This window comes from Streptomyces sp. NPDC021225, assembly GCF_044332865.1.
Classification (GTDB): Bacteria; Actinomycetota; Actinomycetes; order Streptomycetales; family Streptomycetaceae; genus Streptomyces.
Genome location: NZ_JBIRPV010000003.1, coordinates 924,180 through 940,474, shown reverse-complemented (window position 1 = coordinate 940,474; position 16,295 = coordinate 924,180). Strand labels below are relative to the sequence as shown.

Annotated in this window: 19 protein-coding genes; 7 read left to right on the top strand and 12 right to left on the bottom strand. The window is 68.9% G+C overall.

The features are described from left to right. Window positions 1-17: 17 nt before the first annotated feature. On the bottom strand, window positions 18-932 hold the full coding sequence (locus ACH4S9_RS17850) for a helix-turn-helix domain-containing protein (RefSeq protein ID WP_398372784.1): 915 nt from the start codon (window positions 930-932) through the stop codon (window positions 18-20). A 143-nt stretch (window positions 933-1,075) separates the two neighbouring features. Here ACH4S9_RS17850 and ACH4S9_RS17845 point away from each other — a divergent pair, with 143 nt between their 5' ends. Continuing rightward, entirely contained in the window at window positions 1,076-1,717 is a 642-nt protein-coding gene (locus ACH4S9_RS17845; protein WP_398372782.1) for a DsbA family protein, read from the top strand. A gap of 45 nt (window positions 1,718-1,762) precedes the next feature. Then, the gene (locus ACH4S9_RS17840) at window positions 1,763-2,413 is read left to right on the top strand and encodes an NAD(P)-dependent oxidoreductase (RefSeq protein ID WP_398372780.1); all 651 of its coding nucleotides are present in this window, start codon (window positions 1,763-1,765) and stop codon (window positions 2,411-2,413) included. On the opposite strand, the gene ACH4S9_RS17835 is transcribed toward ACH4S9_RS17840, so the two are convergent. The 5 genes from ACH4S9_RS17835 to ACH4S9_RS17815 form a co-directional block, all read right to left on the bottom strand. Then, entirely contained in the window at window positions 2,407-2,529 is a 123-nt protein-coding gene (locus tag ACH4S9_RS17835; protein WP_311721659.1) for a hypothetical protein, read from the bottom strand. The genes ACH4S9_RS17840 and ACH4S9_RS17835 overlap by 7 nt on opposite strands. Before the next feature lie 74 nt (window positions 2,530-2,603). Next, entirely contained in the window at window positions 2,604-3,434 is an 831-nt protein-coding gene (locus ACH4S9_RS17830; protein ID WP_311721657.1) for an oxidoreductase, read from the bottom strand. A gap of 15 nt (window positions 3,435-3,449) precedes the next feature. Beyond that, window positions 3,450-4,325: an NAD(P)H-binding protein gene (locus tag ACH4S9_RS17825; RefSeq protein WP_398372777.1), complete on the bottom strand. Its 876-nt coding sequence runs from the start codon at window positions 4,323-4,325 to the stop codon at window positions 3,450-3,452. Between the two features lie 20 nt (window positions 4,326-4,345). Further along, entirely contained in the window at window positions 4,346-4,633 is a 288-nt protein-coding gene (locus tag ACH4S9_RS17820) for a hypothetical protein (protein ID WP_398372775.1), read from the bottom strand. Then, entirely contained in the window at window positions 4,620-6,095 is a 1,476-nt protein-coding gene (locus tag ACH4S9_RS17815) for an MFS transporter (RefSeq protein WP_385338783.1), read from the bottom strand. Before ACH4S9_RS17815 ends, ACH4S9_RS17820 begins: the two co-directional genes overlap by 14 nt. A gap of 109 nt (window positions 6,096-6,204) precedes the next feature. On the opposite strand from ACH4S9_RS17815, the gene ACH4S9_RS17810 reads away from it, so the two are divergent. Further along, entirely contained in the window at window positions 6,205-6,831 is a 627-nt protein-coding gene (locus ACH4S9_RS17810) for a TetR/AcrR family transcriptional regulator (RefSeq protein WP_311721653.1), read from the top strand. A 71-nt stretch (window positions 6,832-6,902) separates the two neighbouring features. Here the strand turns inward: ACH4S9_RS17810 and ACH4S9_RS17805 are convergent, their stop codons facing one another. Both ACH4S9_RS17805 and ACH4S9_RS17800 read right to left on the bottom strand, forming a co-directional pair. Beyond that, the gene (locus tag ACH4S9_RS17805; RefSeq protein ID WP_361181881.1) at window positions 6,903-7,496 is read right to left on the bottom strand and encodes a carbonic anhydrase; all 594 of its coding nucleotides are present in this window, start codon (window positions 7,494-7,496) and stop codon (window positions 6,903-6,905) included. A 94-nt stretch (window positions 7,497-7,590) separates the two neighbouring features. Then, complete coding sequence (locus ACH4S9_RS17800; protein WP_358842955.1) at window positions 7,591-8,259, bottom strand: hypothetical protein; 669 nt, start codon at window positions 8,257-8,259, stop codon at window positions 7,591-7,593. A 74-nt stretch (window positions 8,260-8,333) separates the two neighbouring features. Here ACH4S9_RS17800 and ACH4S9_RS17795 point away from each other — a divergent pair, with 74 nt between their 5' ends. After that, on the top strand, window positions 8,334-9,290 hold the full coding sequence (locus tag ACH4S9_RS17795) for a helix-turn-helix domain-containing protein (protein ID WP_358842954.1): 957 nt from the start codon (window positions 8,334-8,336) through the stop codon (window positions 9,288-9,290). 24 nt (window positions 9,291-9,314) lie between these two features. On the opposite strand, the gene ACH4S9_RS17790 is transcribed toward ACH4S9_RS17795, so the two are convergent. Further along, complete coding sequence (locus tag ACH4S9_RS17790; RefSeq protein ID WP_311721649.1) at window positions 9,315-9,956, bottom strand: TetR/AcrR family transcriptional regulator; 642 nt, start codon at window positions 9,954-9,956, stop codon at window positions 9,315-9,317. A gap of 232 nt (window positions 9,957-10,188) precedes the next feature. On the opposite strand from ACH4S9_RS17790, the gene ACH4S9_RS17785 reads away from it, so the two are divergent. Beyond that, complete coding sequence (locus tag ACH4S9_RS17785; RefSeq protein WP_398373016.1) at window positions 10,189-11,526, top strand: MFS transporter; 1,338 nt, start codon at window positions 10,189-10,191, stop codon at window positions 11,524-11,526. Continuing rightward, complete coding sequence (locus ACH4S9_RS17780; protein WP_398372771.1) at window positions 11,523-13,088, top strand: MFS transporter; 1,566 nt, start codon at window positions 11,523-11,525, stop codon at window positions 13,086-13,088. Before ACH4S9_RS17785 ends, ACH4S9_RS17780 begins: the two co-directional genes overlap by 4 nt. 93 nt (window positions 13,089-13,181) lie before the next feature. Here the strand turns inward: ACH4S9_RS17780 and ACH4S9_RS17775 are convergent, their stop codons facing one another. Next, window positions 13,182-14,108 (bottom strand): LysR family transcriptional regulator, encoded by a 927-nt coding sequence (locus ACH4S9_RS17775; protein WP_398372769.1) that lies wholly within the window; start codon window positions 14,106-14,108, stop codon window positions 13,182-13,184. Window positions 14,109-14,181: 73 nt separating this feature from the next. Here ACH4S9_RS17775 and ACH4S9_RS17770 point away from each other — a divergent pair, with 73 nt between their 5' ends. Then, entirely contained in the window at window positions 14,182-14,355 is a 174-nt protein-coding gene (locus ACH4S9_RS17770; protein WP_311721645.1) for a hypothetical protein, read from the top strand. Between the two features lie 83 nt (window positions 14,356-14,438). Here the strand turns inward: ACH4S9_RS17770 and ACH4S9_RS17765 are convergent, their stop codons facing one another. Next, on the bottom strand, window positions 14,439-15,356 hold the full coding sequence (locus tag ACH4S9_RS17765) for a phosphotransferase family protein (protein WP_398373014.1): 918 nt from the start codon (window positions 15,354-15,356) through the stop codon (window positions 14,439-14,441). After that, on the bottom strand, window positions 15,353-16,234 hold the full coding sequence (locus tag ACH4S9_RS17760) for a helix-turn-helix domain-containing protein (RefSeq protein ID WP_385338794.1): 882 nt from the start codon (window positions 16,232-16,234) through the stop codon (window positions 15,353-15,355). Before ACH4S9_RS17760 ends, ACH4S9_RS17765 begins: the two co-directional genes overlap by 4 nt. Between the last annotated feature and the right edge of the window lie 61 nt (window positions 16,235-16,295).

Genomic DNA, 16,295 nt, shown 5'->3' with positions numbered 1-16,295 from the left:
GTCCTCGGCAGACGGCTTCAGCGGGCGGCCCGGGCCGGGCGGTACCGGCTACGGAAGGTGGCTGGTGTGGTGCCGGTGCGCTGGATGAAGTACTTAACGAAATTGCTGGTGTCGAGGAAGCCGAGGCGGGCCCCGATGCCCGCGACGGGTTCTTCGCCGTGGGCGAGGAGGCGTTTGGCCTCCAGCACGACGCGACGGTCGATGAACTCCTTGGCGCCGACGCCGGCCGCGGCGAGCGCGGCCCGGGTCAGGGTGCGCGGCGAGTATCCGAGGGCGCGCGCGTAGTGTCCGACGTCGCGGGCCCGGGCGAAGTCGGTTTCGACGGCGGCACGGAAGCGCTGGAAGGTTTCCGCGTGCCCGGCGGGCGGGGTGCCCACGGGTGCGGTCAAGTGGGTCAGGCGCAGCAGGAGTACGGCGAGCAGCCGCTGGAGGATGGCTGAGCGGGCGGGGGTCGGCATGTGGGTGGTGCCGTATTCGTGGGCGAGGTGGTCAAGGGCCCGGTGCAGGGCGGGGGCGTCCTCGCCGGTGATCTGCCACAGGGTGCGCCCGAAGGGGTCGTCGAGGCGGACGTCGGTGGCGGTGGCGGGGTCGAGGAAGTCGGGCTGGAACAGCACCAGAGTGCCGGTGGCCGCGCCGAGGTCGCCGAAGCGCTGTACCTGGCCGGGGCGGACCCACAGCCAGGTGCTGTCGGTGACGGCGTAGTCGGCGAAGTCGATCATGTGCCACAGCAGCCCCTGTTCCACCGTGAGGAGCAGGTGGAAGTCCGGGCGCTGTGCGCGGCCGGCTCCCTCGGCGTCCCGGGCGCCTTCCGCCCCGCCGTGGTGATGCAGGCGGCGGCGCAGTTCGGCGATCGGCATCACTTCGACACCGACCGCGTCGTCCGCCGGCGGGACGTACTGGATCTCCGGGATCGCTTCGTGTCCGTTTTTCACCACGACGAGACCTCACCGTACCTGGGCGGAACCTTTCCCGGCTCCTACGTTTGACGTCAGTCGAGAGCATATGCGGCGGCAGGGGCGTCGCAGCTCCTGGCCGATATCGATGACTGACTTCTACCAATGTCAGGAGGTCCCGAATGACAGACCGTATCCGTCTCACGTACGCGTTCGACGCCTACTGCGGCTGGTGCTACGGCTTGGGCCCGGCGTTGCGGCGGTTCGCTGACGGCAACGCGGACCGGATCGAGTTGCAGGTGCTGTCCGGGGGCCTCTTCTCCGGCCCGCGGGCCCTGCCCGCGGCGGCGTACCCGCACATCCCGGCCGCCAACGAGCGCATCGCCGCCGCCACGGGGGTCACCTTCGGCGACGGCTACCAGCAGGTTCTGGCCGAGGGGGCCGTGGTGATGGACTCCACCGATCCCGCCGTCGGCCTGGTCGCGCTGCGCAGCCAGGCTCCCGGACGCATCCTGGAACTGGCGAGCGCCCTCCAGCGCGCCTGGTATGTCGACGGCCGCAGCCTCTCCGACCTCGACGTGTACCGGTCCATCGCCGCCGGGCACGGCCTCGACGCCGACGCCGTCGCCGAAGCCTTCTTCGACCCGGCCACCCGCGCCGAAGCCGAAGGCGGCTTCCGGGAACTGCGCCGGCTCGGCGTCGACGCCTACCCGACCCTGCTCCTGCACACCCCCACCGGCACCCACCGGCTCGGCGGAGCGCTCTCCAGCGCCCTCCAGCTCACCGAGGCCCTCGACCGGCACCTGGCCCCCGCCTCCGCCTGACCGCCCTCCGAACCACCCCGAAAGATCACGAAGGAAAACACTGCCATGACGAACATTGCTGTCTTCGGTGCCAACGGCACCATCGGCTCCGCCATCGTCCGCGAGGCCCTCGACCGCGGCCACACCGTCACCGCCGTCGTCCGCGACCCCGCCAAGGTCACCGAACGCCACGCGAACCTGACCGTCACCACCGGCGACGTCCTCGACGCCCAGTCGGTCGCCGCCGCCGCGACGGGCCACGACGTCGTCGTCAGCGCTGTCGGCGGCGGTGACGGCCCCGGCCACATCGCCACCATCAAGCCTGCCGCCGTCGCCCTCACCGAAGGACTGCGGACCCTCGGCGGGCAGGCACCCCGCCTGATCACCGTCGGCGGCGCCGGGTCCCTGCGCACACCCGACGGCAAGCAGGTGTGGGACGCCCCGGGCCTGCCCGAGTTCCTGCTCCAGATCATGCACGCCCACGGCGACGCCCTCGACTACTACCGGACCGTCACGGACGTCGACTGGACCAACATCAGCCCCGCGGCCATGATCGAGCCCGGCACCCGCACCGGCGGCTACCGCACCGCCCTGAACGACCTCATCACCGACGACGACGGCAACAGCGCCATCACCGTGGAGGACTACGCGGTCGCCCTCCTCGACGAGATCGAGCAGCCCGGCCACCGCCGGCAGCGCTTCACCGTCGGCTACTGACCGGCCCGGACGCCATCCGCGTAGGCCTGGGCCGGCTCCTCGACTCTCAGGCCCAGGTGAAGCTTGACCTGCGCAAGATCCACATCGTGGATGACATCGCGCTTGTCTCGCACCATGTGCCCCTTACCGCGCCGGACGGCACCACGCAGCAGAGCGTCAGCACCGATGGCAACGTGACCCGGCTGTCGGCTCAGTCGTGGTCGGTGGAGAGGGCGACGTGCCGCCAGGCGTCCAGCTCCTTGCGGAAGTTGTCCAGCTTGGCGTCGAAGGCTTGCAGGGTGTCGGCTCCGAGCTGGAGGCGCAGGGGCGGCTCGGGGGCGGCGGCCATCTCCACGATGGCGCGGGCGGCCTTGGCCGGGTCGCCGGGCTGGGCGTGGTTGAGCCCCGTAGCCGCTTCACGCATGGTGCCGACGGTGGCCGCGTAGTCGTCGATCACGTCGGTGCCGGTGTGCAGGCTGGCCGGGTCGAGGAAGTCGGTGCGGAAGAAGCCCGGCTCCACGAGCGTCACGTGGACGCCGAGGGGCGCCAGTTCGGCGTGGAGGGTCTCGGTGAATCCCTCGACGGCAAACTTCGTGGAGGCGTAGATGCCCCAGCCCGGCGCGGTGGCGAAGCCCACGATGGAGCTGATGTTGACGACGTGCCCGGAACGCTGGCGCCGCAGTAGCGGTAGCACGGCGCGCTGGACGGCGAGCGGACCGAACACGTTGGTCTCGTACACCGCGCGCACCGCCGCGTCGTTGGATTCCTCCACGGCGGCGAGCAGGCCGGTGCCGGCGTTGTTGACCAGGACGTCGATGCGTCCGAACCGTTCGACTGCCGCGTCGACAGCCGCCTGGATGCTCTCGGGGTCGGTCACATCCAACGGCACGGCCAGCAGCGCGTCACCGGCGTCGGGGAGCTGCTCGCGGACGGCTTCCGCCTTCCGTGCGGTCGCCACCACCTGGTGTCCTGCCGCGAGCGCCGCGCGCGTGATTTCGAGGCCGAACCCACGGGACGATCCTGTGATGAACCAAACACTCATTGTTCTCTCCTGGGTTCAGGCGGTGCGTGAGTCGAAGGCCGCCCGGTTCTGGGCGACGAAGCTCTCGACATCGAGGGGGTCGGTGCCGCCGACCTTCTTCACGACGTCGTTCGTGCCGGCGAAGATGCCGTTGCGGTAGTCCACCGCGACGGCGAGAAGGTGCTGGATGAGGTGTTCCGGCGCTCCGCGCTTTTCGAGGATGGCCCTGAACTCGTCGAGGCTGATGGGCACATAGGTGACCTGACTGCCGAGCGCCTGCGACATCTTCTCGGCGATCTCGTAGTGGTTGAGCTCCACCGGCCCGTACAGCGGGTAGATCTTGCCGGCGTGCGGGGCGGGGTCCTCCAGGATGGCCGCGATCACCCTTGCCTGGTCGCTTTCCGCGATCGGGGCATGGCGTCCGTCCGCGAAGGGCAGGCGCAGTTCGCCGGTCCCGTCGGCCCAGGTATCGATCAGCCACTGGGCGAAGAAGGTCGGACGGATGTGGGTAACGGCCACCGGGAAGCGGTCCAGCACACGCTCCGCGACCCAGTGGTGGCGTGCCGCGTTGCTGGCGGAATCGCGGCGGGCCGAGATTTGCGACATGTTCACGATCGCCTGCACCCCGTTCTCCTCCGCCGCCAGGGCCACGTTCGCCGTAGCGTCCATCAGGCCGGGGAAGATCGGATAGGTGAAGTACAGGGCATCGATCCCCTTCGTCGCCTCCGCCAGGGAGTCGAGGTCGAGGACATCGCCTTCCACGATCTGCGCCCCGAGGCCGGCAAGCCTCGCGGAGCGCCCATCGGCACGGCGGACGAGCGCGCGGACGTGGTGGCCGCGCTGAAGCAGCAGTTCGGCGGTGTGGCCACCGGTCTTGCCGGTCGCCCCGATCACCAGAAGATTGCGTTCCATGACTTTTCTCCGTCTCTAGGTCAGACACGAACCGGGCGTCGATCGGTGTAGCCGGGCGGCGTGGTGCGACGCGGCACGTCGTGTCGTTCGAGGTGCTTGAGGCGTGTGGCCAAAAGGCTGGCCCCCATGCCCGGCCGGGCCGACAGGAGATCTCCGTAGCGGCGGGGCCCCAGTGCAACGGCCATCCGGGCGGCGGTGCGGCGTGCTTCGGCGCTGTCTGCTTCGCCGTCCGCCAGATAGAAGTGCTCAACGATCACTCCCACCGCAGAACGGCGGCGGAATCCGACCATCCACTTATTGTCGTTCATCGACCTTCTCTTTCCTGGTCGCGCTCACATGGCTGGAACCAGAGACTGTGCGGCGGGGGTGGAGGGCGAGCAGGGCGGCGCCCGCGGCCAGGCCCGCGCCGGCCTGGACCCACCAGGCATGGTCGAATCCCGTGAGCGTGGGCTGGGCCGTGAGGGCGACGAGCACAGCCACGCCGACGGCGCTGCCGATCTGCCGGCTCATGTTGAGCACGGCGCTGCCGGTGGTGGCGCGCTCGGGTGCGAGGGTGCCGGCGGCGGCGAACATCGGCGCCTGGGCCAGGCCGCCGGCCAGGCCCACCAGGATGAGGCCCGGGAACATGCCGCTCCAGTAGTCGGGGGTGGTGTGCACGGCCGCGAGCCAGTAGCCGGCGGCGAGCGCCATGGCGATGGTGCCGGTGACGGCGGGGGCGATGCGCCCGAAGCGGCGCTGGATGGGGCCTGCGTTCATCGCGAAGGCGATCGAGGCCAGGGGCGCCGGGGCGATGGACACACCTGCGCGCAGCGGGCTGAAGTGCCAGATCTCCTGCATGAACATGGCGGTGCTGAGCAGGACGATGGCGAAGCCGACGTAGAACAGGAACAGCGCCACGGTAGCGGCGGTGAACGGCCTGCTGGTGAACAGCTGCTTCTCGATCACGGGCGCCTTGGCACGCAGGGTTCGCTCGACGGTCGCGGCCCCGGCCAGGACGGCGGCGGCGAACAGCGCCAGGGTGCGCGCGTCGGTCCAGCCCCACCCGGATCCCTGGACGGTGGCGAGCACCAGCAGGCTCACGGCCAGCAGGAGTGTGACGGCGGAGACGGGATCCGGCACGGGGGCGCCCTTGGGCCGGCGCACCTCGGGCAGGAGCAGCGCGCCCGCGACGAGGGTGGCGATCCCGATGGGAACGTTGATCAGGAAGATCCACCGCCAGTCGAGGCTGACCAGCAGCCCGCCGACGGGTGGGCCTGCCGAGGCCGCGATCGCGCCCACGCCGGCCCACAGGCCGACCACGAGGGTGTGCTGCCGCTTGGGGAAGCTCGGGTAGAGCAGACCGAGCGAGGTCGGCACGATCATCGCCGCGCCGACAGCCTGGAGCGCTCGAGCACCGACCAGCACGCCGAGATTCGGCGCGGCAGCCGCGACGGCGGAGGTGAGGGTGAACATCCCCACCCCGCTGAGCAGCACCTTCTTGCGCCCCCACTGGTCCGCGACCCGGCCCGCGGGCACGAGTACGGCAGCGAACACGATCGCGTAGGCCGACAGGACCCACGACACGCTCGCGACGCCCGCGCCCGGGAACGACTGGCCGATCCCGTCGAGGGCGACGTTGACGACAAAGAAGTCGAGCTGCGCCATGAAGGCGACGGCACCGAGCACTGCCATGACGCTCCAGCGGCGCGGGTGACCCGCCTCGGTGACGGCCGGGGCCGGGCCGGTGTGCGGTGTCGTCGCGACCGCCTGCGGTGCGGCCTGTGTGGACATCCCGTCCGCCTCCTCAAGAGAATGGGCTTGCCAGCCCTTTTTCGGCCTGCATTCAGGAGACACCTCAAAGAATGGGTTGTCAAGCCCTTTTTTTGCTACGATGGCCACCATGACCACCACCGGCGAAGCGCCGGGCCGGAAGCTGACCGCCAAAGGCCTGGCCACACGCGAACGCATCGTCAAGGCGGCTGCCGAGCTGATCTACGAACACGGTGCACAGAACACCAACAACGAGCAGATCCGCGCGGCCGCCGGGGTCAGCGGCTCGCAGCTGACGCGCCACTTCCCCACCAAGGAGTCCCTGGTACGCGCGGTGCTCGCCTGGCAGGCCGACAGCATCGTCGCCCGCCACCAGGCGCCCGAGCTGGGTGAACTGGACAGCTTCGCCGCCCTGTACCGATGGGCCGACATGTACGTCGCCTCGCAGGACATGACGCGCGGCGGCTGCACGTTCGGCTCCCTGGCCGCTGAGGTCGTCAAGACCGAGCCCTCCCACCGGGACGCGGTGGCCGACGGCTTCGGGCGGTGGCAGGAGCTGTTCAAGCGCGGCCTGAGCAAGATGCGCGAGCGCGGCGAACTGCGGCCGGAGGCCGACCCGGCCGCGCTCGCCCACCTGCTCGCCGCCGCGTTCCAGGGCGGAGCACTGCTGGACCAGGCGGCCGGCGAGTCCACACCCCTGCGCGACGCGCTGTACGGGGCCCTGGCCTACATCGAGTCATTCGCCGCCGCGCGCTGACCGTTCCCGCCGGGCGGAACGGCGAATGGACCGAGGCCGGCGGGCCTCGGTCCATTCGATGTCATGCTCGGCTACGCGACCTCGGCGGGAACGTCGCGAACGATCTCGGTCAGTTCGCCGGAGTCGATGTCGTAGAAAAGGCCGTAGATCTCAATGTGCTTCGGGGTGCCCGGGCTGTTGCGGATCAGACTCACGTCGTAGTTGAGTGACTTTTCGAAGTCGGCGATGGAGATGCCGTCCCAGTCGTACAACGACGAGATGTCGGTGTGCTGCTCATTTTTCCATGCAGCGGTGATTCCCTCCGCCGTGAAGGAGGTGGCGCCGCAGAAGGAGTGGTGTACGACAACAACCCGCTCGATTCCGAAGAGGTGCTGGGAGACCGTGATCGAGCGAAGCGCGTCCGCCGCGCGCCCACCCCCGACGATGAGAGGGAACACCGTCGCTGTGGAGCCCATCTTCCTGCCGGCCTCGTCGAGGATGAGTTCGCCGGGGTAGACCTCGTCGCCGAAGTAATCGGCCACCGCCTTCGCGGCCCCGGCCGCCCGGGGGTCGAAGCAGTACATGGCGATCGTCCTGACGGGAATCACACTGGCGATGATCTCCCGAGCCGCTGCTTCGTCGTAACCCGGCTGTCCTTGGAACGTGAACTCTGTATAACCCGACATCGTTTGACTCCGGTTCTCGCGGTTGACTTTCCGGCTTTCTTGGCAAGCCAGGAACGTTTCACATAGGGAATTCCATGGCGGCGAGGGCTCTTCGCTACTCCCCCCATGGCCCATTGACCACGCCGCGCTCCATGGTGGTGACGCCATCCGCCTTCCGTTCCTGCGCAAGGTGGTAGGCGAGTGCGTAGGGAGGCGCGGCCGTCTCGGAGCGGGCACCGTGGGCGATGACTTCGTCGGCCAGATTGCTGATCATCTCGAGCCGTGGATACGCGGCATGGATCTTCCTCTGCTCCTCGGCCACGAGGTCGGCATTCTTGCCGAAGTCGATCCAGACGCCTTCGTAGGTCAGATAGGTCAGCAGCCCCATGCGTTCGGGGAGCTGCGGAGTGGTGTGAAAGGCAATAGCCTCCCAGACCTTGTCGACGTCCCCGGCGGGGGCTCCGAAATCGGTCAGCACGGCGGCGGCGAGATCGGCGCCCTCCAGCTCGAACCGGAGCCGGCCGGGTGCGTCCGGGCCGGTTCCGAGGTCGTGCATCACATTGGCGGCAAAGAGGAGTTCCTCGTTGTAGTCCGCGTCGTTGAGAACTCCTCTGCGGGCGGCGAACAGACGAGCCCAGTAGAAGCCGCGGATGCAGTGATTCAGCAGCGACGGATGCACCGCCGCGCGGGCTGCGGCGAGACTCGCCTCGACCAGCGGCCCGGAGGGGAGGGCGAGCACGTCGTCGGGCAGCTTGTTCGGAAGGACTGGAGGAGCGTCGGTCATGATTTTGACGCTACGAGAGTCAATCTGGGACAAAAAGTGGCACGGATGCCAATCAGCGCTACCATCGTGCCACCATGACGAACAGACATCGCGTTGCGGTGCTCGTGCTGCCCGGTGTGCTCGCGCTTGAATTCGGCACCGCTACGCAGATCTTCTCGACAGACCCGCACTACGAGCTGACCGTGTGCGCCGAAAGCGGGCCCGGACCCGTGCCCGGGTCCGGCTTCGCGATCACCGTCACAGCCGGCCTCGAAGCGCTGGACGACGCCGACACCGTGATCATCCCGGGTTACGAGAACCTCGACGCGGTCCCGTCAGCAGGATTCCTGGCGGCGCTACGGGCGACTCACGCCCGAGGCGCCCGGCTCGTCTCCATCTGCACCGGGGCCTTCGTCCTCGCCGCGGCCGGACTGCTCGACGGGCGCCCGGCCACCACGCACTGGCGGCAGGCCGAGCAACTGCGACGGCGCTACCCGCGCGTCAAGGTCCTGCCGAATCAGCTCTACGTCGACGACGGCGACATCCTCACGTCCGCCGGTGTGACGGCAGGGATCGATCTGTGCCTGCACCTGATCCGCACCGACCTGGGTGCGGCGGCGGCGAACACACACGCACGGGATCTCGTCGCGCCGCCACGACGGCGAGGAGGTCAGGCACAGTTCATCGAACAGTTCCGCCCCGAAGCCAGCGGAGACGAGCTCGCTCCCCTGCGGGAGTGGATGCTCGACAACCTCGCAGACCCCCTTACTGTCGACGACCTCGCCGAGCGCGCCCATATGTCCCGGCGGACCTTGATCCGCCGCTTCCGTGAGGAGACCGGCACCACGCCGATCGCCTGGCTGACCGACGCGCGTATCGACCGAGCACGCGAACTGCTGGAGGCGAGCGATGTGCCCGTCGAACAGGTCGGTCGCCTCACCGGCTTCGGTGCTCCCGCTTCCCTGCGGGCCGCCTTCCACCGGCACCTGGGCACCTCGCCCCAGGAATACCGGACCCTGTTCCGCCACAAGGCGGAGCCGACGCAGACCTGACTGCTTGCTCCCGCGCGCGAGCGCTCAGGAAGCGTCGGAGACGACGGAGCGGGGCGCCTGCCGAGACCGGGCCCGCGCCGTAAGCGGGAGTCCGCCGAATGCCTGATCGGCAACGCGCTCCAGCGCGACCGCGTCGAACCCGGCCTTGGCCAGCACTTCCATGCCCCGATTGATCGCCATGAGCAGTTGGCTGACTCCGGGGGCGTCCGCCTCGGGATCGAGGTCGCCATGTCGCTGCGCGGCCTGAACGCACTCGGTCAGCGAACTTTCAATTCTCATGAGGGCCTGCCTGACGCGTGCACCGGCCCGCGGATCATGGTCGGCTCCCTCGACGACGAAGCCGGTCACCATGCAGCCGAGCTGGTCGGGGTCATCATGCACAAATCGCGCTGACGCCATGAGATATGTGTGCAGCCGTTCCAGCGCGGTGTCATCGGGGCCTTCGAGTACGGCCGCCCAGCCTGCCTCACTGCGGTCGCAGTAGGCCTCCAGCGTCCGCAGGTACAGCTTGCTCTTGTCGCCGAAGGCGGCGTAGAGGCTGCCGCGGCCCAGCCCCCCGGCCTTGGCGATGTCGTCAACGCTGGTGCCGGCGTATCCGGCACGGCGGAACTGTCGCTCGACGGCCTGTACGACCTTGTCCTTGTCGAATCCCGGTGGGCGCCCCATGGGGCCAGCGTACAGGCCGGACGGCCATTCTTGACATTCCGTTCCACAAGTTCCTACCGTTCCTGACAGAGCGGTCCAGAACTCTGGTGTCCGTCACTCACGGCATCCCGCGAATCCCTCAGAACGGATGAGACGCATGTCTTCGCAAGATCAGATGGCCCCTCCACGAACACAGCGGGGAGGTGGAGGCTCCTCGAACGCCCGTCCGGCTCTCATCCTCGCCGTGCTGGCCATGGCGAGTTTCCTTGGCCAACTCGACGTGTGGATCACCAACGTCGGCCTGCCGGACATCGGGCAGGGCGTCGGCTCGACGTCTCTGTCGGATCTGAGCTGGGTGCTCAATGGGTACGCGATCGTCTATGCCGCCTTTCTGGTCCCCGCGGGGCGGCTTGCCGACCGCTTCGGCCGGAAGGCCGGCTTCGTCCTTGGCATGGCTGTCTTCGTAGCGGCGAGCCTGGGGGCGGGTCTGTCCGGCGATGTATGGGTGCTGGTCGTCTTCCGTGCCTTTCAGGCGGTGGGCGCCGCCCTGCTGACCCCGGCCAGCCTGGGCCTGGTGTTGACGAGTGCTCCCGCCGACAAGGTGGAGCGGTACGTCAAGATCTGGTTCACCGCAGGTTCGCTGTCCGGGGTATGCGGGCCGATCTTCGGCGGGCTGCTGGTCCAGGTCTCCTGGCGGTGGCTGTTCCTGGTGAACATTCCGATCGGGCTGCTCGCGATGGCGCTGGCCGCGCGACTCGTGGCCAACGTCAAGCACGAACAAGACGCCCGCATCCCCGACCTGCTCGGCGGTGTCCTGCTGATCATCGTGGTCGGCGGACTGTCTTTCGGCGTGGTCAAGGCGCCCGACTGGGGCTGGTCGGACGTCCGCGTCGTTTCGTCTCTGGTCGTGGCAGTGGTCGGGGTGGTGGTGTTCCTGCTCCGCTCGTCACGTCACCGGGCGCCCGTGGTGGACCTCTCACTCTTCCGTGACCGGATCTTCGCCTCGGCGAACCTCGCCGCCACCCTGCAACTGGCCTCGTTCGCCGGCTTCCTGCTGTCGACGATCCTCTGGCTCCAGAGCCACTGGCACTACTCCGCCATCAAGACCGGATGCGCCAGCCTTCCCGGTCCCGTGGCCTTCGCACTGGCTGCCGCTCTCGGTGAAGCCCTCCAGCGCCGATTCCGGGTCCCGGCCGGTTTCATCGCCGCGGTCGGCAGCGCCATCGCCGCTGTCGGCATCCTGCTCTTCGTCGTACTGCTGCACAACGACCCGAACTACGCGTCCGGAGTCCTCCCGAGCTGGTTGATCTTCGGGGCAGGCGCCGGGCTGGCGCTTCCGACCGTCGTCTCCTCCGCGACGGTCGGCCTGCACCCCGAGCAGGCGGCTACCGGCAGCGCCATCGTGACCATGGCAATGCAGATCGGTTCGGTCGTCGGCATCAGCATCCTGGTCGCCATGCTCGGCACCGCCTCCGGTGGAGCCTCTCTCGAGACCTACCAGCACGCATGGTTTGTCGCGATGGGACTCATGGCTGCCGCAGTTGTGGTGTCTCTGGGCGTATCGAAGAAAAAGGTGGTGGCAGTCCGATGACAGCGTCCATTCCGGCTCAGGCTTCCCGCGCCACGACCCTCGGCGGCGGGCGGTCCCGCTGGCTCGGCCTTCTGGTGGTTTGTCTCGGCGTCATGATGGCCTTCGTCGACGTCACCTCCACCATCTCGGCCCTGGGTGAAATACAGAGCGACCTGCACGTCAGTGCGAGCACGCTGGTATGGATCACCAGCGCGTACAGCCTTGCTGTCGTGAGCTTCGTGATGTCCGCCGGAACCTTCGGCGACCTCGTGGGACGTCGACGCGTGTTCAGCCTGGGTGCCGCCGTCTTCCTGGCCGGCAGCGTACTCGCCGTTTTCGCCGACAGCGCCGGCATGCTCATCACCGCACAGGCGATCGCGGGCCTCGGCGGCGCAGCCGTGTTGCCGACGAGCCTGGCGATTGTCAGTGCCACCTTCACCGACCCGCACGAGCGCACCGCCGCGATCGGCATCTGGGCCGCGTGCTCCGGACTGGGCCTGGCCATCGGCCCGATCCTCGCCGGAGCCCTGCTCGAACATTTCTCCTGGCACACCGTCTACCTCGCCAACATCGCCATCGCCGGCATGGCCATCCTCCTGGCCCCGGTCTTCGTGGCCGAGTCCAGACTCCCCACGCGCAAGCCCGATCTTGCGGGCCTTGTCCTGGGCACCGTGATGACGGCCTCGGCCACCTACGCGATCATTCAGGGTGGCGCCACGGGATACGCCAAGGCGCCGATCATCACCATGTATGTGGTCTTCGCTGTATCTCTGTTCATGTTCATACGCGTAGAACTCCGTCACCCCGACCCCATGCTGGACCTGAGGCTCTTTCGGAGCGCTTCCTTCTCGGCCGTCATGGGCGTGGCCGCTGTCAGCGTTTTCGGACTGGTCGGTGTCGCCCTGCTCAGCGTGCTCTACATGGAACGTGTGGGACAGACCAGTCCCCTCGACGTCGGCGTGCGCCTGCTGCCGCTGTTCGGAACGTTTCTCCTGGTCACCGTAGTGACCGCCCGGGTGCTGGTACAAAGGGTCGGCTTCACGCTCTTGATCACTGCGGGCCTGGTCCTCATCGGAGCCGGGTCTCTCGCGATGCTCGCGACCGATGCCTCGGGAGGTTACGGGGCGATGTGGCCCGGGCTGCTCGTGGCGGGCATCGGAGCGGGCCTGCTGACGGCGCCCTCGACCGCTGCCGCAGTCAACAGTGTCCCGCCACAGCAGCAGGGCATGGCGGCGGCAGCGGTGAACATGGCTCGTCAGCTGGGAACGGTGCTCGGCCCCAGTGTCCTCGGAACCATCGTCACCAGTCGCTTCCCCCGGAACCTGCATGAGCGTCTCGTCGAGGCAGGCACCCCCTCGCCCCAGGCGGACAGGATCGTGGAGGGTGCGTCACACGGCGGCGGTGCGACGGACATCCCCGCATCCCTCGCTCGCGTGGTGGGAACTGCCGTACCGAGGGCGTTCACCGACGCCGTGCACGTGGGCAACGTCATAGGCGGAGTTGTACTGATCGTCATGGCCGTGCCGGCGGCGCTGTTCGTCCGCCACAAGGTTCACCGTCCCCGGACATCCGCTGAGGCGTAAGCGATACGTCAACGGGACGGCGTCAGGCGCCCACAGGACTTCTGGCCGAACAACGTCCCCCGGACAGCCGGTGTTGATCGCTGAGCATGGCCATCAACACCGGCCTCCGACCTGCCGGGTGGACACCACCTCTTCCAGCGCACGTATCCCGAGGTTGACAAGCCGGTTCCGCCGACTGCCGCGGCGCACACAGGTGAGGATCCGCCGCGTCGGCATGTTCTCGCCCGACACCGGGACCCGCACCACCGACCGGCCCTCCGGGCCCTCAGCCAGCCGCGGGACGAGCGAGACTCCCAGCCCGTTCCCGACCAGCGACCAGACCGCCTGCCACTGGGTGGCGGCGTGCACGATCCGCGGTGAGAATCCGGCCACCGCGCACAGCATCCGCACCCGCTGGGCGTGGTCGCAGGTGCCCGGGTCGGCGACGATCCAGTCCTCGGCCGCCGCGTCCTCCAACCGCACCGATGCCACCCTCGCGAACGGGTGGTCGGCGGGCACCAGCATGACGTACGGCTCCTCCAGCAGCAGGCTCTGCTCGAACCGCGAGTCATCCAGCGGCGGCCCGCCCTCGGTGGGCTCCACGACCGCCAGATCCACCTTGCCCGCCACCAGCAGGTCCATGCTCGCCGCCGTGTCACACTCCCGCACCTGCACCAGGAGGTCGGGATGGCTGTGCCGCAGCCGCCCGGCCGCGGGGGCGATCAGGCCGCCGATCGCGGTGTTGAAGCCCGCGATGCGCAGCGGTCCGGCCACGCCCGCCCGATAGGACTCCAACTCCGTCTGCGCCTCCTCCCAACGGGCCAGCAGCGCGTCGGCATGGTCGACGAGCAGGCGCCCGGCCGGGGTCAGCCGGACGCGGCGGCCCTGCGGTTCCAGGAGCGGGACCTTGAGCTGCCGCGCGAGCTCGCGCATGTGGTGGGAAACCGCCGACGGGGTGAGGTGCAGGGCCTCCGCTGCCGCGGTGACCGTGCCCTGCTGGTGCACCACGCGGAGCATATGAAGCCGACGCAGGTCAATCATGAAATGATTTTGCACACAGCACCAGCAAAACATGCAATAGACCGCAACGGTTGTCCCGGGTCATCCTGCTGCCATGAACACCAAAACGAACACCATCGTTTCCCGGCACACCACCAGCAAGGGTGTCGTGGTCTGGAGCCGCTGCGCCTGCGGACGGCTTCAGATGGCCCTGGTTCCCTACGACGTCGACGGCAAGGGACTCGCCGCGGGCGGACACGACATCCAGTGCCCCCACCAGGTCCGTTAGTGCTGCTCGGCGTCAGAACGAACACCCCCGTCGCGGCCGGGCCCGGCGCTCGCCGCCGGGCCCGCGCCCCGGCCTGCTTCGGCTCAGCCCAGTGTGCCCATCAGGGCGGTGACATAGGCATCCAGCCGCTCCTCCACGGCTCGCGTCGTCAGCTCTGTCCTCCCTGCCTCCCGCCATGCCTGCGCCACCAACCGCACTTCCTCCGAGCACGCCAGCCCGTCCCGCACCTGCCAGTACAGTCGCCCGCTCGCGGCCGCGGCCAGCACCCCGCCGGCCTCCTCATACGCCTCAGCGAACCGCAGACCCCACGCCGGGCCGTGCAGCAGCGCGAGATTGGTGGAGCAGTGCGCCACATCGAGATCCGCCGGGCCCCAGGAGGGCGCTGCCCAGTCGACGACGCCGGTGATCCGGGCACCTGCCGGCCCTGAAGGCTCCACGTCGAAGAGCACATTGCCGGGCTGGAAGTCCCGGTGCAGGAACCGCCCCTCGTAGGGCGGCGCGGGCTTGCGGATCACGTCGATCGCCGCGGCCCATACCGCCGCGTCGGCACCCTTCGGGACCACGACGGTGTCGGCGGTCGTCAACGCCACATACTCCGGGGGCCGTTCGGCAGGCCGCAACGCGTGGATCGCCACGAGTTGACGGGCCAGCAGGGGAACGCGCGTCTCCAATCCCTCATCGTCCAGGACCGTCCGGCCCGCCAGATGTGTCCTCAGGAGCGACGGATACTCGCAATGCGCGGCGGTCGGATCAACCGCGACCAGTCCAGGAGCCGGCACGCCGGTCCCCGTGAGCAGGGTCAGGGCGCCGGCCTCCCTGTTCAGCCAGTCCTCGGCGTGCTCCACGTCGACGAAGGTCCGCAGCACCAGGTCACGGGTGCCTCCGTCCCGCGTGGCGATGGTCAGCCTCCGGACCTCGGCAGTGATGCCGCCGTGCAGCGCCTCGGTTCCGACGACCCGTTCACCGGCCTCCAGGTGCCGGCTGACCCAAGCCAGTGTCAACGGTCGCACAGCCGCCGCCTCATCTCGGGGGAGCCGGTCCCCGTGGTCGGGTCGGTCGGCGTGAGGGTGGACGAGGCCAGGAGCACCAGTTTGTCGGCGTCCGCAGAGCCGGGCCGGGCGTGATAAAGGACGAGATGCGGGCCGTCTGTCCCGCTGATCTCGAGCCGCTCGCGGCTGAGTCGCAGTTCGCCGATCTGTGGGTGGTCGAATCGAATGGGCCCACCGCGCTGCGCGCGTACGTCGTGACGGTTCCACAGGGCACGGAAGCGAGGGCTCGCCAGGGAGAGCTCTCCGACGAGCTCGATGAAGCGACGATCGTCCGTCTCGACGCCGACGGCACGGCGGAGGCTGGCGATGTAGCACTCGGTAGTGCCGTTCCAGTCGAGGTGAAGAGCCTTCTCGGCAGGATCGAGGAACACGTCGAGCAACTGGTTACCTCCCACTGAGAGGCGGGGGGAGAGCGCACTGGCGAGAGGATTCGCGGCCAGGATGTCGAAGTAGCGGCCTTCCACGAAGGCGGGATGCGGCAGCGTCGCCAAGAGCTCGACCATGCTGGCCGGTACGGTCTCGCTGCGAGGTCCGCGCCGCGTCGGGCGGGGCCTGCCCGCGACGAGGCTCAGCAAATGCGTTGTGCTCTCGTCATCGAGCCGGAGCACGCGTGCGATGGACTCGAGAACCTGCGCGGAGGGATTGCGGTCGCTTCCGCGCTCGAGGCGCAGGTAGTAGTCGGCGCTGATGCCCGCCAGCGTGGCGACCTCTTCGCGCCGCAGACCGGGCACCCGCCGTCCACCGAGATCAGGAACGCCTGCCTGCTCGGGCGAGACGAGCGCGCGGCGGGCGCGCAGGTACTCACCCAGGTGATTCGGCTTGTCCGTCATGTCACCAAGGTAACCGGCGAAGCCACACGCGAAGGGGGCCCTGTCACTACCCGGCTCGCGG

Bases quoted from the DNA above. Each gene is read 5' to 3' on its own strand.
- ACH4S9_RS17835 (WP_311721659.1), bottom strand. From the start codon at position 2,529: ATGGTGCGAGACAAGCGCGATGTCATCCACGATGTGGATCTTGCGCAG.
- ACH4S9_RS17800 (WP_358842955.1), bottom strand. From the start codon at position 8,259: ATGACCGACGCTCCTCCAGTCCTTCCGAACAAGCTGCCCGACGACGTG.
- ACH4S9_RS17845 (WP_398372782.1), top strand. From the start codon at position 1,076: ATGACAGACCGTATCCGTCTCACGTACGCGTTCGACGCCTACTGCGGC.
- ACH4S9_RS17825 (WP_398372777.1), bottom strand. From the start codon at position 4,325: ATGGAACGCAATCTTCTGGTGATCGGGGCGACCGGCAAGACCGGTGGC.
- ACH4S9_RS17780 (WP_398372771.1), top strand. From the start codon at position 11,523: ATGACAGCGTCCATTCCGGCTCAGGCTTCCCGCGCCACGACCCTCGGC.
- ACH4S9_RS17795 (WP_358842954.1), top strand. From the start codon at position 8,334: ATGACGAACAGACATCGCGTTGCGGTGCTCGTGCTGCCCGGTGTGCTC.
- ACH4S9_RS17805 (WP_361181881.1), bottom strand. From the start codon at position 7,496: ATGTCGGGTTATACAGAGTTCACGTTCCAAGGACAGCCGGGTTACGAC.
- ACH4S9_RS17770 (WP_311721645.1), top strand. From the start codon at position 14,182: ATGAACACCAAAACGAACACCATCGTTTCCCGGCACACCACCAGCAAG.
- ACH4S9_RS17775 (WP_398372769.1), bottom strand. From the start codon at position 14,108: ATGATTGACCTGCGTCGGCTTCATATGCTCCGCGTGGTGCACCAGCAG.
- ACH4S9_RS17815 (WP_385338783.1), bottom strand. From the start codon at position 6,095: ATGTCCACACAGGCCGCACCGCAGGCGGTCGCGACGACACCGCACACC.
- ACH4S9_RS17810 (WP_311721653.1), top strand. From the start codon at position 6,205: ATGACCACCACCGGCGAAGCGCCGGGCCGGAAGCTGACCGCCAAAGGC.
- ACH4S9_RS17790 (WP_311721649.1), bottom strand. From the start codon at position 9,956: ATGGGGCGCCCACCGGGATTCGACAAGGACAAGGTCGTACAGGCCGTC.
- ACH4S9_RS17830 (WP_311721657.1), bottom strand. From the start codon at position 3,434: ATGAGTGTTTGGTTCATCACAGGATCGTCCCGTGGGTTCGGCCTCGAA.
- ACH4S9_RS17760 (WP_385338794.1), bottom strand. From the start codon at position 16,234: ATGACGGACAAGCCGAATCACCTGGGTGAGTACCTGCGCGCCCGCCGC.
- ACH4S9_RS17820 (WP_398372775.1), bottom strand. From the start codon at position 4,633: ATGAACGACAATAAGTGGATGGTCGGATTCCGCCGCCGTTCTGCGGTG.
- ACH4S9_RS17785 (WP_398373016.1), top strand. From the start codon at position 10,189: ATGGCGAGTTTCCTTGGCCAACTCGACGTGTGGATCACCAACGTCGGC.
- ACH4S9_RS17840 (WP_398372780.1), top strand. From the start codon at position 1,763: ATGACGAACATTGCTGTCTTCGGTGCCAACGGCACCATCGGCTCCGCC.